Origin of the sequence: Enterobacter cloacae complex sp. 309I3, assembly GCF_050031595.1 — a bacterium.
Taxonomy (GTDB): Bacteria; Pseudomonadota; Gammaproteobacteria; order Enterobacterales; family Enterobacteriaceae; genus Enterobacter; species Enterobacter cloacae.
In genome coordinates this window covers 1,912,837-1,926,547 of sequence record NZ_JBLGWI010000001.1, presented here as the reverse complement: position 1 = coordinate 1,926,547, position 13,711 = coordinate 1,912,837, and the positions used below count along the sequence as shown (strand labels likewise).

The window sequence follows — 13,711 nt, the reverse complement described above, 5'->3', positions numbered from 1 at the left end:
CGCCATGAAAGGTCTTCGTTATTAGGCTATAATGCGGCAATTGATAACGCCTGAAAATACCATGAAGAAAACTTCTTTTACAAAACACCAGGTTGAGCGATTCAGCTCACGACAAGCCGCCAGAAGACCGCAAGAAAGCCAGCCAAAGCGGGTTATTTTGTTCAATAAACCCTACGATGTGTTGCCGCAGTTTACCGACGAAGCCGGGCGCAGCACGTTAAAGGATTACATTCCTGTTCAGGGCGTTTATGCCGCGGGTCGTCTGGACCGCGATAGCGAAGGTCTGCTGGTCTTAACCAACGACGGAGCCCTACAGGCAAAACTCACGCAGCCCGGAAAACGCACCGGCAAAATTTACTTTGTGCAGGTGGAAGGTGAGCCGGATGAAGAGGCGCTCGCCGCACTCCGCAACGGCGTGACGTTAAACGATGGCCCCACCCTGCCCGCAGGTATTGAACGTGTGAATGAACCGGAGTGGCTGTGGCCGCGCAACCCGCCCATTCGCGAGCGCAAATCTATTCCCACCAGCTGGCTCAAAATCACCCTTTATGAAGGCCGTAACCGTCAGGTTCGGCGCATGACCGCCCACGTGGGCTTCCCTACCCTGCGCCTGATTCGCTATGCCATGGGCAGTTACACGCTGGATTCCCTGGCTAACGGTGAATGGCGGGACGTTGCCCCTTAAGGAGTCAATATGTTTAAACCTCATGTCACGGTCGCCTGTGTGGTTCACGCGCAGGGGAAATTCCTGGTTGTAGAAGAGAACATTAACGGCAAAGCGCTGTGGAATCAGCCAGCCGGGCATCTGGAAGCCAATGAAACCTTATTACAGGCCGCAAAACGTGAACTCTGGGAAGAGACGGGCATCCACGCGGATCCTCAGCACTTCATTCGTATGCATCAGTGGATTGCGCCTGATAAAACGCCCTTCCTGCGTTTTTTATTTGCCGTCGAGCTTAGCGAAACGTGCGCCACTGAGCCGCACGACGACGATATCGATCGCTGCCTGTGGGTCACCGCCGACGAGATCCTGAACGCGCCAAACCTGCGCTCGCCGCTGGTTGCCGAAAGCATTCGCTGCTGGCAGTCAGGCGCACGCTTGCCGCTGGAGGTCATCGCAGAATTTAACTGGCCGTTTACAGAGGGTGTCAATGGTGGGGGGGCGTGATAGAATACGCCGCCTTGAAGTTCAATGTCGTGAGTATTCCATGTCAGATAACAGCCAGAAAAAAGTGATCGTCGGCATGTCCGGCGGTGTCGATTCCTCCGTTTCCGCCTACCTGTTGCAACAACAGGGCTATAAGGTGGAGGGCCTGTTCATGAAGAACTGGGAGGAAGATGATGGCGAGGAATATTGCACTGCCGCTGCGGATCTCGCCGATGCGCAGGCCGTGTGCGACAAGCTCGGCATTGAACTGCACACCGTTAACTTTGCCGCAGAATACTGGGATAACGTGTTTGAGCTTTTCCTGGAAGAGTACAAAGCGGGCCGTACCCCAAACCCGGATATTCTGTGCAACAAAGAGATCAAATTTAAAGCCTTCCTCGAATTCGCGGCGGAAGATCTGGGCGCAGACTATATTGCGACCGGTCACTACGTGCGTCGCGCCGATGTGAACGGCAAAAGCCAGCTGCTGCGCGGTCTGGACGGTAATAAAGATCAGAGCTATTTCCTTTATACGCTAAGCCATGAACAGATTGCACAAAGCCTGTTCCCGGTTGGCGAGCTGGAAAAGCCAGAAGTCCGTAAAATCGCTGAAGAGCTGGATCTGATCACCGCGAAGAAAAAAGACTCCACCGGTATCTGCTTTATTGGCGAGCGCAAATTCCGCGATTTCCTTGGTCGCTACCTGCCTGCGCAGCCGGGCAAAATTGTCACCGTCGATGGTGACGAAATTGGCCAGCATCAGGGGCTGATGTACCACACCCTCGGCCAGCGTAAAGGCCTGGGTATCGGCGGTACCAAAGACGGTAGCGAAGATCCGTGGTACGTGGTCGACAAAGATGTCGAAAACAATATTCTGATCGTCGCTCAGGGGCACGACCATCCGCGTCTGATGTCCGTTGGCCTGATCGCGCAACAGTTGCACTGGGTCGACCGTGAACCGCTCAAAGGTACCCTGCGCTGCACGGTAAAAACACGCTACCGTCAGACGGATATCCCCTGCACCATTACCGCGCTGGATGACGATCGCATTGACGTGCGTTTTGACGAGCCAGTTGCAGCCGTCACGCCGGGCCAGTCCGCCGTCTTCTACAGCGGTGATATCTGCCTGGGTGGTGGGATCATAGAACAGCGCCTGCCGCTGCCGGCCGTTTAACCCGATTGCACACATAAAGGAGAACGTGTGGCGAAGAACTATTATGACATCACCCTGGCACTGGCAGGAATTTGCCAGTCAGCCCGTCTGGTGCAACAGCTGGCGCATCAGGGTCATTGTGACGCTGACGCGCTGCACGTTTCGCTCAACAGCGTTATCGATCTCAACCCCGGTTCAACCCTGGGTGTCTTCGGTGGCAGCGAAACCAATCTTCGTCTCGGTCTTGAAACCTTGCTTGGCGTGCTTAATGCCAGCAGCCGTCAGGGATTAAACGCGGAGCTTACCCGTTATACATTAAGCCTGATGGTGCTGGAACGTAAACTCAGCGCAGCGAAAGGCGCGCTGAATACGTTGGGTGACCGCATTGCCGGATTGCAGCGTCAGCTCGACCATTTTGATCTGCAGTCTGAAACGCTGTTGAGCGCCATGGCCGGTATTTATGTTGATGTTATCAGTCCGCTGGGCCCGCGTATCCAAGTCACCGGTTCACCTGCCGTACTGCAAAGCCCGCAGGTCCAGGCAAAAGTACGCGCCTCGCTGCTGGCCGGTATCCGTGCCGCCGTGCTGTGGCATCAGGTTGGCGGTGGCCGCCTGCAGTTAATGTTTTCTCGTAATCGCCTGACGACTCAGGCAAAACAAATTCTTGCTCATTGTTAACCTCCCGGAGTTGCGAATTATGGAATTATCCTCACTGACCGCCGTATCCCCTGTCGATGGACGCTACGGCGATAAAGTCAGCGCGCTGCGCGGGATCTTCAGCGAATATGGCCTGCTGAAGTTCCGTGTTCAGGTTGAAGTACGCTGGCTGCAAAAGCTGGCCGCCCAGGCAGCAATCAAGGAAGTTCCTGCTTTTGACGCCCAAGCAAACGATTACCTTGATAAAATCGTTGCTGACTTCAATGAAGAAGATGCTGCTCGCATCAAGACCATTGAACGTACCACCAACCACGACGTAAAAGCGGTTGAGTACTTCCTGAAAGAGAAAGTGGCAAGCGTTCCGGCGCTGCACGCGGTGTCTGAATTCATTCACTTCGCCTGTACTTCTGAAGACATCAATAACCTGTCTCACGCATTGATGCTCTCTACCGCGCGCAAAGAGGTGGTTCTGCCTTACTGGCGTAAAATCATTGACGCGGTGAAAGCGTTGTCTGTGGAATACCGCGACATTCCCCTGCTCTCCCGTACCCACGGTCAGCCCGCTACGCCATCCACGATGGGTAAAGAGATGGCTAACGTGGCATACCGTATGGAGCGTCAGTATCGTCAGCTGGAACAGGTTGAGATCCTTGGTAAAATCAATGGCGCGGTGGGTAACTACAACGCCCATATTGCCGCTTACCCGGAAGTGGACTGGCATCAGTTCAGTGAAGAGTTCGTGACCTCCCTGGGAATTCAGTGGAACCCGTACACCACTCAGATTGAGCCGCACGACTATATCGCCGAGCTGTTCGACTGTATCGCCCGCTTCAACACCATTCTGATCGACTTCGACCGCGACGTGTGGGGTTATATCGCGCTGAACCACTTCAAGCAGAAGACCATCGCTGGTGAAATCGGCTCTTCAACCATGCCGCACAAAGTGAACCCGATTGACTTCGAAAACTCTGAAGGCAACCTGGGTCTGGCCAACGCCGTGTTGCAGCATATGGCGAGCAAACTGCCGGTTTCCCGCTGGCAGCGCGACCTGACCGACTCCACCGTGCTGCGTAACCTGGGCGTGGGGATTGGCTATGCGCTGATCGCCTATCAGTCCACCCTGAAAGGTGTGAGCAAGCTGGAAGTGAACCGCGATCGTCTGCTGGACGAGCTGGACCACAACTGGGAAGTGCTGGCCGAACCGATCCAGACCGTAATGCGTCGTTACGGCATCGAAAAACCGTATGAAAAACTGAAAGAGCTGACCCGTGGTAAACGTGTCGATGCGGAAGGTATGAAACAGTTTATCGATAGCCTCGCCTTGCCGGAAGCGGAAAAAAACCGCCTGAAAGAGATGACACCAGCGAATTACATTGGCCGCGCCATCACCATGGTCGACGAGCTGAAGTAATCTCCCCCGCCCCCTTTTCGCCCGAAAAGGGGGCGGCTTTTTCCCCGGTTTACTCAATGTTTATCCCCACAACAACATAATCAGCGTTAAACTATTCATACTATTAATTCTGGGAGAAAGATGATGCGCGTACTGGTTGTTGAGGATAACGCATTGCTACGTCATCACCTGAAGGTTCAGCTTCAGGAGATGGGACATCAGGTGGATGATGCGGAAGATGCAAAAGAAGCCGATTATTATCTCAATGAACACCTGCCGGATATCGCCATCGTTGACCTCGGGTTACCTGACGAAGACGGGCTGTCATTGATTCGCCGCTGGCGCAGCCATGATGTCTCCCTTCCTGTCCTGGTGCTGACCGCGCGTGAAGGCTGGCAGGACAAAGTGGAAGTGCTCAGTGCCGGTGCCGATGATTACGTCACCAAACCGTTTCATATTGAAGAAGTGGCGGCACGCATGCAGGCCCTGTTACGCCGCAACAGCGGGCTCGCCTCCCAGGTGATTTCCCTTCCACCTTTCCAGGTGGATCTCTCCCGTCGGGAATTCTCAATCAACAATGAAGTCATCAAACTGACGGCCTTCGAATACACCATCATGGAAACGCTGATCCGTAACAACGGTAAAGTGGTGAGCAAAGACTCCTTAATGCTCCAGCTTTATCCGGATGCCGAACTGCGTGAGAGTCACACCATTGATGTGCTGATGGGCCGTTTGCGTAAGAAGATTCAGGCGCAGTATCCGCATGATGTGATCACAACCGTGCGCGGTCAGGGCTACCTGTTCGAATTACGCTAAATGAAACGACTTATGCGGCACATTATGCCCCTTTCACTGCGGGTTCGCTTTTTGCTGGCCACAGCCGCCGTTGTGCTGGTGCTGTCGCTTTCTTACGGCATGGTGGCGCTGGTTGGTTACAGCGTCAGTTTTGATAAAACGACCTTTCGTCTGCTGCGCGGTGAGAGCAACCTGTTTTATACCCTCGCAAAGTGGGAAAACAACCAGATCAGCGTCGAGATGCCGGAGAATCTTAACCAGCAGAGTCCCACGCTGGCGCTGATTTACAATGAAAAAGGGAAACTGCTGTGGGCACAGCGTGATGTTCCCTGGCTGGTGAAAAGCATCCGCCCGGAATGGCTGAAAACCAACGGATTTCATGAAATTGAAGCCGATCTGAATACCACCAGCAGCCTGCTGCGCGAAGATCGCTCTCTGCAAAAAAAGCTGAATGAGATCCGCGCCGATGACGCCGAAACAGAAATGACCCACTCCGTCGCCATCAATCTCTATCCCGCCACGCCTGACATGCCGCAGCTGACCATCGTAGTGGTGGATACCATCCCCGTCGAGCTTAAACGCTCTTATCGGGTCTGGGGCTGGTTCGTCTACGTGCTGGCTGCCAATCTGCTGCTGGTCATACCGCTGCTGTGGATTGCTGCCTGGTGGAGTTTGCGCCCGATTGAATCGCTGGCGAAAGAGGTTCGCGAGCTGGAGGAGCATCATCGCGAGAAGCTTAATCCTGAGACAACGCGTGAGCTAACAAGTCTGGTGCGTAACCTTAACCGCCTGCTGAAAAGTGAACGCGAGCGCTACGATAAATACCGCACCACGTTGACTGACCTCACTCACAGCCTGAAGACCCCGCTGGCCGTCATGCAAAGCACCCTGCGATCCATGCGCAGCTCCAGAATGAGCGTCGATGATGCCGAGCCGGTGATGCTTGAGCAGATCAGCCGTATTTCGCAGCAAATTGGCTACTATCTTCATCGCGCCAGCATGCGTTCCGGCAGCGCCCTGCTGAGCCGGGAGCTGCACCCCGTGGCACCACTGTTGGATAACCTGACCTCTGCGCTGAATAAGGTGTATCAGCGTAAAGGGGTGAACATCAGTCTCGATATCTCTCCTGAAATCAGTTTCGTCGGCGAAAAGAATGATTTCATGGAGGTGATGGGTAACCTGCTCGATAACGCCTGTAAATATTGTCTGGAGTTCGTGGAGGTTTCCGCCCGTCAGACGGACAACGAGCTGCACATCATTGTTGAGGACGATGGCCCGGGGATCCCGCGAAACAAACGTGACGTGGTATTTGATCGCGGTCAGCGTGCGGATACATTGCGTCCCGGCCAGGGGGTGGGGTTGTCCGTCGCACGCGAGATTGTCGACCAGTACGACGGCAAAATCGAAACCGGTGAAAGTTTACTTGGCGGTGCCAGAATGGAAGTGATTTTTGGCCGTCAGCAGCCCACATCGAACGATAGTTAGCCCGTTATGTGAAAAATGCGCGGATCTCGCACCCAGGCTTCTGCGCTTCCGTTATAATCCGACTCAGTAAGAGCCTGCGGAATAAAAAAATATGGATTATCACTTAGCACTGAACTGGCCCGAGTTTATTGAACGCTACTGGCAGAAACGCCCGGTAGTTCTTAAGCGCGGGTTCAGCAATTTTGTCGACCCTATCTCGCCTGACGAACTGGCTGGCCTGGCCATGGAAAACGAAGTCGACAGCCGCCTGGTGAGCCACCAGGATGGAAAATGGCAGGTCAGCCATGGTCCTTTCGAAAGCTACGATCACCTCGGTGAAAATAACTGGTCATTACTGGTGCAGGCGGTCAACCACTGGCACGAGCCGACGGCAGCCTTAATGCGCCCGTTCCGCGCCCTGCCCGACTGGCGAATGGACGATCTGATGATCTCCTTCTCCGTGCCAGGGGGCGGCGTTGGCCCGCATCTGGATCAGTACGATGTGTTTATCATTCAGGGGACCGGCCGCCGTCGCTGGCGCGTGGGTGAAAAAGTGCCGATGAAACAGCACTGCCCGCATCCTGACCTGCTTCAGGTGGATCCGTTTGACGGGATCATCGACGAAGAGCTGGAGCCGGGAGATATTCTTTATATTCCGCCGGGATTCCCGCATGAAGGCTACTCGCTGGAAAACTCCCTCAACTATTCTGTCGGGTTCCGCGCGCCAAGCGGTCGTGAGATGATCAGTGGTTTTGCCGATTACGTACTGCAACGCGAGCTGGGCAGCCATCGCTACAGCGATCCGGATGTGCCTTCCCGCGAGCATCCGGCAGACATTCTGCCAGCAGAACTGGATAAGCTGCGCGGCATGATGCTGGATCTGATCAACGAGCCGGAACATTTCAGACAGTGGTTTGGTGAGTTTATCAGCCAGTCACGTCACGAGCTGGATGTGGCGCCTCCGGAGCCGCCGTACCAGGCCGACGAGATTTATGATGCGCTGCTGCAGGGTGACAAGCTGGTTCGCCTGGGTGGGTTACGCGTGTTGCGCATCGGTGAAGATGTCTTCGTCAACGGCGAGAAGCTGGATTCTCCGCATCGCCCGGCGCTGGAAGCCATCGCCAGCCATCTGGTACTGACTGCCGATACCTTTGGCGACGCCCTGGAAGATCCCTCTTTCCTCGCCATGCTTGCCGCGCTGGTCAACAGCGGGTATTGGTTCTTTGAGGACTGAGTTGTAATGTATTGCCGGGTGGCGCTGCGCTTACCCGGCGTTTTTACTTCCACTCCCCCGCCGCAAAATCCACAATCTCCGCGGCCCAATCCGCCGGATACAACCCTTCCCGTACATCCCGATGAAACGTTGAAAACGGCCAGTCGACAACCTTACCAACGTACCCATGTTTCACCGGGTTGAGGTAGATGTAATCCATATGTCGGCGGTAATCATTGTCGTTGCGGATGGTATGTTCCCAGAAACGCGCCTGCCAGATATGGCGCATTTCAATATTTCGTGAGAACGTTTTTTTGATGTCACGCCAGCGCCCGGAAAAATCGCTGTCACCTTCCGGCAAGGTCCAGATACAGTGCATATGTTCAGGAAGGATCACCCAGCCATTAATCGTAAAGGGCTTTGATCGTTTCACCGAGGAGGTGGCCTGGCGGAGGCTATCAATATGGCGGGTAAGTAAATCGCTCTGTCGGTTTTGCAGGTTAACGGTAAAAAACCAGGTGGCGCTGCGCTTACCGGGCCTACGATCCGAATGTAGGCCGGGTAAGGCGAAGCCGCCACCCGGCTTAATGTGGCTAACGCTTCGCGGTTAACTCCGCAATCCGCACAATCACCTTCACCGCTTTTTCCATCCCTTCCAGCGTCACAAACTCATGCTTACCGTGGTAGTTGTATCCCCCGGTAAAGAGATTCGGGCACGGCAATCCCATGAAGGACAGTTGCGAACCGTCGGTGCCGCCGCGAATCGGCTTCAGCACCGGTTCAATATCGCAGTCGCGCATGGCCTGCTGGGCGATATCCAGGATATGCGGATGCTCCATGACCTTCTCGCGCATATTGTAGTAGCTGTCTTCAATAATCAGCTCAATATAGCAGTCCGGGTGTAGCCCCTTACCCACCTTCTTCGCGATTTCCATCATCTTACGCTTGCGCGCTTCGAACGCTTTACGGTCAAAGTCACGCACGATGTAGTGCATCTGCGCGCTGTCCACCGTGCCTTTGATGCTGGTCAGGTGATAAAAACCTTCATAACCTTCGGTCTGCTCCGGGCTCTCATTCGCCGGAACTTCCGCATGAATACGGGACGCCAGCGACAGCGCATTCACCATCACACCTTTGGCGGAGCCAGGATGCACATTATTACCCACAATTTTGATGGTCACGGACGCGGCATTGAAGTTTTCAAATTCCAGTTCGCCCACGCCACCGCCGTCCACGGTATAGGCCCACTGCGCGTTAAAGGCCTCGACATCAAAATGTTTCGCCCCCTTGCCCACCTCTTCGTCCGGCGTAAAGGCCACACGGATATCACCGTGCGGAATATTTTTTCCTTTCAGCACCGCCAGTGCCGTCATGATTTCCGCGATACCCGCTTTGTCATCTGCCCCCAGCAGCGTTTTGCCATCCGTGGTGATCAGCGTCTGCCCGAGGAGCTGGTGCAGCACCGGGAACATTACCGGCGAAAGCACTTCGTCACCTATTCCCAGCGCAATGTCACCGCCACGGTAGTTTTCCACAATCTGCGGATTAACATGTTTACCGCTAAAATCCGGAGAGGTGTCGACATGGGAGATAAAGCCAATCGCCGGAATATCACCGGGGACGTTGGCAGGCAGCGTTCCCATCACAGTGCCTTTTTCGCTCAGGGTGACATTGACCAGCCCCATGGCCTCAAGCTGCTCTTTGAGCAGGTTTAATAACTTCCACTGGCCTTCGGTGCTTGGCACCTGGCGGACACCCGGTTTAGATTGGGTATCCAGCGAAACGTACTGTAAAAAACGCTCAAGTAATTTATCCATGCAGTCACCCTCACTTTTTGTGACAACATTATCAATAAGCATCAAAACGCAAATATTGCGTCAGGTCACTTTTATCCCGCAAACGAGAATATTTTCCGTTTATATCGTGTACGTCAGTAAATGTAGCTTATGAATCAGTGACAAGGATTGGCGATTACAGTGGTTTGCCGTAGAATGTCCGCCCTCATTACGAGTCACCAAGGTGGTTACACACAAACCCCGCTTCGGTCTGCTGCCCGGAGCGTCTATATGGGACAGCGCAAAAATTGAATACTCAATCCCGTTCACGTTCACCGCTGGTGCAACTGGAACGAATTCGTAAAAGTTTTGATGGTAAAGATGTCATTTCCGACCTCAATCTGACCATCAATGATGGTGAATTCCTCACGCTGCTTGGCCCTTCTGGCTGCGGCAAGACAACCGTACTGCGCCTTATCGCCGGGCTGGAAAGCGTCGATAGCGGCCATATCCACCTTGAAAAGCAGGACATTACCCAGGTCCCCGCTGAAGATCGTCACGTTAACACCGTTTTTCAAAGCTATGCTTTGTTCCCGCACATGACCGTGTTTGAAAACGTTGCGTTTGGTCTGCGGATGCAAAAAACACCGGCCAGCGAGATCCCGCCGCGCGTGACCGAGGCGCTACGGATGGTACAGCTGGAGGAGTTTGCTCAACGCAAACCGCATCAGCTGTCTGGTGGTCAACAGCAACGTGTGGCCATCGCCCGTGCGGTGGTCAACAAACCGCGTCTGCTTCTGCTGGATGAGTCCCTCTCCGCGCTGGACTACAAACTGCGCAAGCAGATGCAGAACGAGCTTAAGGCCCTGCAGCGTAAGCTCGGCATCACCTTCGTCTTTGTGACGCATGACCAGGAAGAAGCGCTCACCATGTCCGACCGTATCGTGGTGATGCGTGATGGCAAAATCGAGCAGGACGGCACGCCGCGCGAAATCTACGAAGAGCCGAAAAACCTGTTTGTGGCGAGCTTCATTGGCGAGATCAATATCTTCAACGCCACGGTTATCGAGCGTCTGGATGAGCAGCGCGTTCGGGCGAATGTCGAAGGCCGCGAGTGCAATATCACCGTTAACTTTGCCGTTGAGAAGGGACAAAAGCTCAACGTGCTGTTACGCCCGGAAGATCTGCGCGTCGAGGAGATCCACGGCAATGCGCAAGCCGAAGGATTGATCGGCTATATACGCGAGCGTAATTACAAGGGGATGACGCTGGAATCCGTTGTCGAACTGGAAAACGGTAAGATGGTGATGGTCAGCGAGTTCTTTAACGAGGACGACCCGGACTTCGATCATTCGCTCGATCAAAAAATGGTTATTAACTGGGTAGAAAGCTGGGAGGTTGTGCTGGCTGATGAAGAACACAAGTAAATTCCAGAATGTGGTGATTGCCACGATCGTCGGTTGGCTTGTGTTGTTTGTCTTTTTACCCAACCTGATGATCATCGCCACCAGCTTTTTGACCCGCGACGATGCCCACTTTGTGGCGCTGGTCTTTACGCTGGATAACTACTCACGTTTGCTCGATCCGCTCTACTTTGATGTGCTGCTGCACTCATTGAACATGGCGCTGATCGCCACCGTTGCCTGCCTGGTGCTGGGGTATCCCTTCGCGTGGTTCCTGGCGCGTCTGCCGCAAAAAATCCGCCCGCTGCTGCTCTTTTTACTGATTGTGCCGTTCTGGACCAACTCCTTAATTCGCATCTACGGGCTGAAAATTTTCCTCAGCACCAAAGGCTATCTGAACGAGTTTCTGCTGTGGCTGGGGGTGATTGATACGCCAATCCGCATTATGTTTACCCCGGGTGCGGTGATTATTGGTCTGGTCTATATCCTGCTGCCGTTTATGGTGATGCCGCTCTACTCCAGCATTGAGAAGCTGGATAAACCGCTGCTGGAAGCAGCCAAAGATCTGGGGGCGAATAAGCTGCAGACCTTTATCCGCATTATCATTCCGCTGACGATGCCAGGCATTATCGCGGGCTGTCTGCTGGTGATGCTTCCGGCGATGGGCTTGTTCTACGTCTCTGACCTGATGGGCGGTGCGAAAAACCTGCTGATCGGAAACGTGATTAAGAGCCAGTTTCTTAACATTCGCGACTGGCCGTTCGGCTCCGCCACCAGCATTACGCTGACGGTGGTGATGGGTCTGATGCTGCTGGTTTACTGGCGCGCTTCACGGCTGCTGAATAAGAAGGTGGAACTCGAATGATCGGTCGACTGCTTCGCGGCGGTTTTATGACCGCCATTTACGCTTACCTGTATATTCCGATTATCATTTTGATCGTGAACTCGTTTAACAGTTCACGCTTCGGGATCAACTGGCAGGGCTTTACCACTAACTGGTACAGCCTGCTGATGAACAACGACAGCCTGCTCCAGGCCGCGCAGCACTCATTAACGATGGCGATTTTTTCAGCAACGTTCGCCACGCTGATTGGTTCTCTCACCGCCGTGGCACTGTATCGCTACCGCTTTCGCGGTAAACCGTTCGTCAGCGGCATGCTGTTTGTGGTGATGATGTCACCGGATATCGTCATGGCGATTTCTCTGCTGGTACTGTTTATGCTGCTGGGTGTCCAGCTCGGCTTCTGGTCGCTGCTGTTTTCCCACATCACCTTCTGCCTGCCATTTGTGGTGGTGACGGTCTATGCACGCCTGAAAGGCTTTGATGTGCGTATGCTGGAGGCCGCAAAAGATCTCGGCGCCAGCGAGATGACCATTTTGCGCAAAATTATCCTGCCGCTGGCGATGCCCGCCGTCGCGGCCGGGTGGCTGCTCAGCTTCACCCTGTCGATGGATGACGTTGTGGTCTCCTCTTTCGTGACCGGGCCGAGCTATGAAATTCTGCCGTTGAAAATCTATTCGATGGTGAAAGTCGGCGTCTCGCCTGAGGTGAACGCGCTGGCGACCATACTGTTAGTGTTCTCTCTGGTACTGGTGATTGCCAGCCAGATTATTGCTCGTGATAAAACAAAATCTCAGGGGACAATGAAATGAAAAAAATGCTTGCCGCTGCGGCACTGGTGCTCGGAATGGGCGTCGCGCACGCTGATGACAGCAAAACGCTCTACTTCTATAACTGGACTGAGTATGTGCCGCCGGGTCTGCTGGAGCAGTTCACCAAAGAGACGGGCATTAAGGTCATCTACTCTACCTACGAGTCCAATGAAACCATGTACGCCAAGCTTAAAACGTACAAGGACGGCGCGTACGATCTGGTGGTGCCATCGACCTACTTCGTCGACAAGATGCGTAAAGAGGGCATGATCCAGAAGATCGACAAGTCGAAGCTGACCAACTTCAACAACCTCGATCCGCAGATGCTCAACAAACCGTTCGATCCGAACAACGACTACTCCATTCCGTACATCTGGGGTGCGACCGCCATCGGGGTTAACAGCGAAGCAATCGATCCTAAAACCGTCACCCAGTGGGCCGACCTGTGGAAGCCTGAATACAAAGGCAGCCTGCTGTTAACCGACGATGCCCGTGAAGTGTTCCAGGTGGCGCTGCGCAAGCTGGGTTACTCGGGCAACACAACGGACCCGAAAGAGATTGAAGCGGCCTATAACGAGCTGAAAAAACTGATGCCTAACGTGGCGGCGTTCAACTCCGATAACCCGGCGAATCCGTATATGGAAGGGGAAGTAAATCTCGGCATGGTGTGGAACGGCTCTGCATGGGTTGCGCGTCAGGCCGGTACGCCGCTGGAGGTCGTCTGGCCGAAAGAAGGCGGCATCTTCTGGATGGACAGCCTGGCTATTCCTGCGAATGCGAAAAACGTTGACGGTGCCCTGAAGCTCATTAACTTCCTGCTGCGCCCGGACGTGGCGAAGCAGGTTGCCGAGACTATTGGCTACCCAACGCCAAACCTGGCCGCCCGCAAGCTACTGAAGCCTGAAGTGGCGAATGATAAATCCCTCTACCCGGATGCCGACACCATCAGCAAAGGTGAATGGCAAAACGATGTCGGCGATGCGAGCCGTCTGTATGAAGAGTATTACCAGAAATTAAAAGCCGGCCGATAAGGGCCTCAGATGGCCCTTCACGTCGCCACG

At 54.2% G+C, this 13,711-nt stretch carries 14 protein-coding genes; 12 read left to right on the top strand and 2 right to left on the bottom strand.

Annotated features, from left to right (window positions below; genetic code table 11):
* Nucleotides 1–31: 31 nt before the first annotated feature.
* The 8 genes from rluE to ACQG22_RS09075 all read left to right on the top strand — a co-directional run bounded on the left by rluE (nt 32) and on the right by ACQG22_RS09075 (nt 7,840).
* Complete coding sequence (gene rluE / locus ACQG22_RS09110; protein ID WP_369706435.1) at nt 32–685, top strand: 23S rRNA pseudouridine(2457) synthase RluE; 654 nt, start codon at nt 32–34, stop codon at nt 683–685.
* Between the two features lie 9 nt (nt 686–694).
* Entirely contained in the window at nt 695–1,168 is a 474-nt protein-coding gene (locus tag ACQG22_RS09105; protein ID WP_369706434.1) for an NUDIX hydrolase, read from the top strand.
* A 40-nt stretch (nt 1,169–1,208) separates the two neighbouring features.
* Nucleotides 1,209–2,321, top strand: a complete 1,113-nt coding sequence (gene mnmA / locus ACQG22_RS09100; protein ID WP_013097080.1) for a tRNA 2-thiouridine(34) synthase MnmA — start codon at nt 1,209–1,211, stop codon at nt 2,319–2,321.
* Between the two features lie 27 nt (nt 2,322–2,348).
* Nucleotides 2,349–2,978 carry a high frequency lysogenization protein HflD gene (gene hflD / locus ACQG22_RS09095; protein ID WP_013097081.1) on the top strand — a complete coding sequence of 210 codons (630 nt, stop codon included), beginning with the start codon at nt 2,349–2,351 and terminating at the stop codon, nt 2,976–2,978.
* A 19-nt stretch (nt 2,979–2,997) separates the two neighbouring features.
* Nucleotides 2,998–4,368, top strand: a complete 1,371-nt coding sequence (purB, locus tag ACQG22_RS09090) for an adenylosuccinate lyase (protein ID WP_029881974.1) — start codon at nt 2,998–3,000, stop codon at nt 4,366–4,368.
* Nucleotides 4,369–4,491: 123 nt separating this feature from the next.
* Nucleotides 4,492–5,163, top strand: a complete 672-nt coding sequence (phoP, locus tag ACQG22_RS09085; RefSeq protein WP_013097083.1) for a two-component system response regulator PhoP — start codon at nt 4,492–4,494, stop codon at nt 5,161–5,163.
* Nucleotides 5,164–6,627 (top strand): two-component system sensor histidine kinase PhoQ, encoded by a 1,464-nt coding sequence (gene phoQ / locus ACQG22_RS09080; protein WP_029881973.1) that lies wholly within the window; start codon nt 5,164–5,166, stop codon nt 6,625–6,627.
* A 91-nt stretch (nt 6,628–6,718) separates the two neighbouring features.
* Nucleotides 6,719–7,840, top strand: coding sequence for a cupin domain-containing protein (locus ACQG22_RS09075; RefSeq protein WP_013097085.1), 1,122 nt, complete (start codon nt 6,719–6,721; stop codon nt 7,838–7,840).
* 43 nt (nt 7,841–7,883) lie between these two features.
* Here the strand turns inward: ACQG22_RS09075 and ACQG22_RS09070 are convergent, their stop codons facing one another.
* Both ACQG22_RS09070 and pepT read right to left on the bottom strand, forming a co-directional pair.
* Complete coding sequence (locus ACQG22_RS09070) at nt 7,884–8,408, bottom strand: REP-associated tyrosine transposase (RefSeq protein WP_394816660.1); 525 nt, start codon at nt 8,406–8,408, stop codon at nt 7,884–7,886.
* Nucleotides 8,409–8,412: 4 nt separating this feature from the next.
* A complete protein-coding gene (gene pepT, locus ACQG22_RS09065; RefSeq protein WP_013097087.1) occupies nt 8,413–9,636 on the bottom strand; it encodes a peptidase T in 1,224 nt (407 codons plus the stop codon).
* A 266-nt stretch (nt 9,637–9,902) separates the two neighbouring features.
* Between pepT and potA the strand changes: the two genes are divergently transcribed.
* Genes potA through potD form a run of 4 tightly spaced genes read left to right on the top strand, consistent with a single transcriptional unit; the run spans nt 9,903 to nt 13,681 of the window.
* Entirely contained in the window at nt 9,903–11,021 is a 1,119-nt protein-coding gene (gene potA / locus ACQG22_RS09060) for a spermidine/putrescine ABC transporter ATP-binding protein PotA (RefSeq protein WP_013097089.1), read from the top strand.
* A complete protein-coding gene (potB, locus tag ACQG22_RS09055) occupies nt 11,005–11,862 on the top strand; it encodes a spermidine/putrescine ABC transporter permease PotB (RefSeq protein WP_013097090.1) in 858 nt (285 codons plus the stop codon). Before potA ends, potB begins: the two co-directional genes overlap by 17 nt.
* Complete coding sequence (gene potC, locus ACQG22_RS09050; RefSeq protein ID WP_013097091.1) at nt 11,859–12,650, top strand: spermidine/putrescine ABC transporter permease PotC; 792 nt, start codon at nt 11,859–11,861, stop codon at nt 12,648–12,650. Before potB ends, potC begins: the two co-directional genes overlap by 4 nt.
* Entirely contained in the window at nt 12,647–13,681 is a 1,035-nt protein-coding gene (gene potD / locus ACQG22_RS09045) for a spermidine/putrescine ABC transporter substrate-binding protein PotD (protein WP_013097092.1), read from the top strand. The genes potC and potD overlap by 4 nt, the downstream gene beginning before the upstream one ends.
* Nucleotides 13,682–13,711: the final 30 nt, after the last annotated feature.

Bases quoted from the DNA above. Each gene is read 5' to 3' on its own strand.
- potB (WP_013097090.1), top strand. From the start codon at position 11,005: ATGAAGAACACAAGTAAATTCCAGAATGTGGTGATTGCCACGATCGTC.
- mnmA (WP_013097080.1), top strand. From the start codon at position 1,209: ATGTCAGATAACAGCCAGAAAAAAGTGATCGTCGGCATGTCCGGCGGT.
- potD (WP_013097092.1), top strand. From the start codon at position 12,647: ATGAAAAAAATGCTTGCCGCTGCGGCACTGGTGCTCGGAATGGGCGTC.
- purB (WP_029881974.1), top strand. From the start codon at position 2,998: ATGGAATTATCCTCACTGACCGCCGTATCCCCTGTCGATGGACGCTAC.
- phoP (WP_013097083.1), top strand. From the start codon at position 4,492: ATGCGCGTACTGGTTGTTGAGGATAACGCATTGCTACGTCATCACCTG.
- pepT (WP_013097087.1), bottom strand. From the start codon at position 9,636: ATGGATAAATTACTTGAGCGTTTTTTACAGTACGTTTCGCTGGATACC.
- ACQG22_RS09075 (WP_013097085.1), top strand. From the start codon at position 6,719: ATGGATTATCACTTAGCACTGAACTGGCCCGAGTTTATTGAACGCTAC.
- rluE (WP_369706435.1), top strand. From the start codon at position 32: ATGCGGCAATTGATAACGCCTGAAAATACCATGAAGAAAACTTCTTTT.
- ACQG22_RS09105 (WP_369706434.1), top strand. From the start codon at position 695: ATGTTTAAACCTCATGTCACGGTCGCCTGTGTGGTTCACGCGCAGGGG.
- phoQ (WP_029881973.1), top strand. From the start codon at position 5,164: ATGAAACGACTTATGCGGCACATTATGCCCCTTTCACTGCGGGTTCGC.
- potC (WP_013097091.1), top strand. From the start codon at position 11,859: ATGATCGGTCGACTGCTTCGCGGCGGTTTTATGACCGCCATTTACGCT.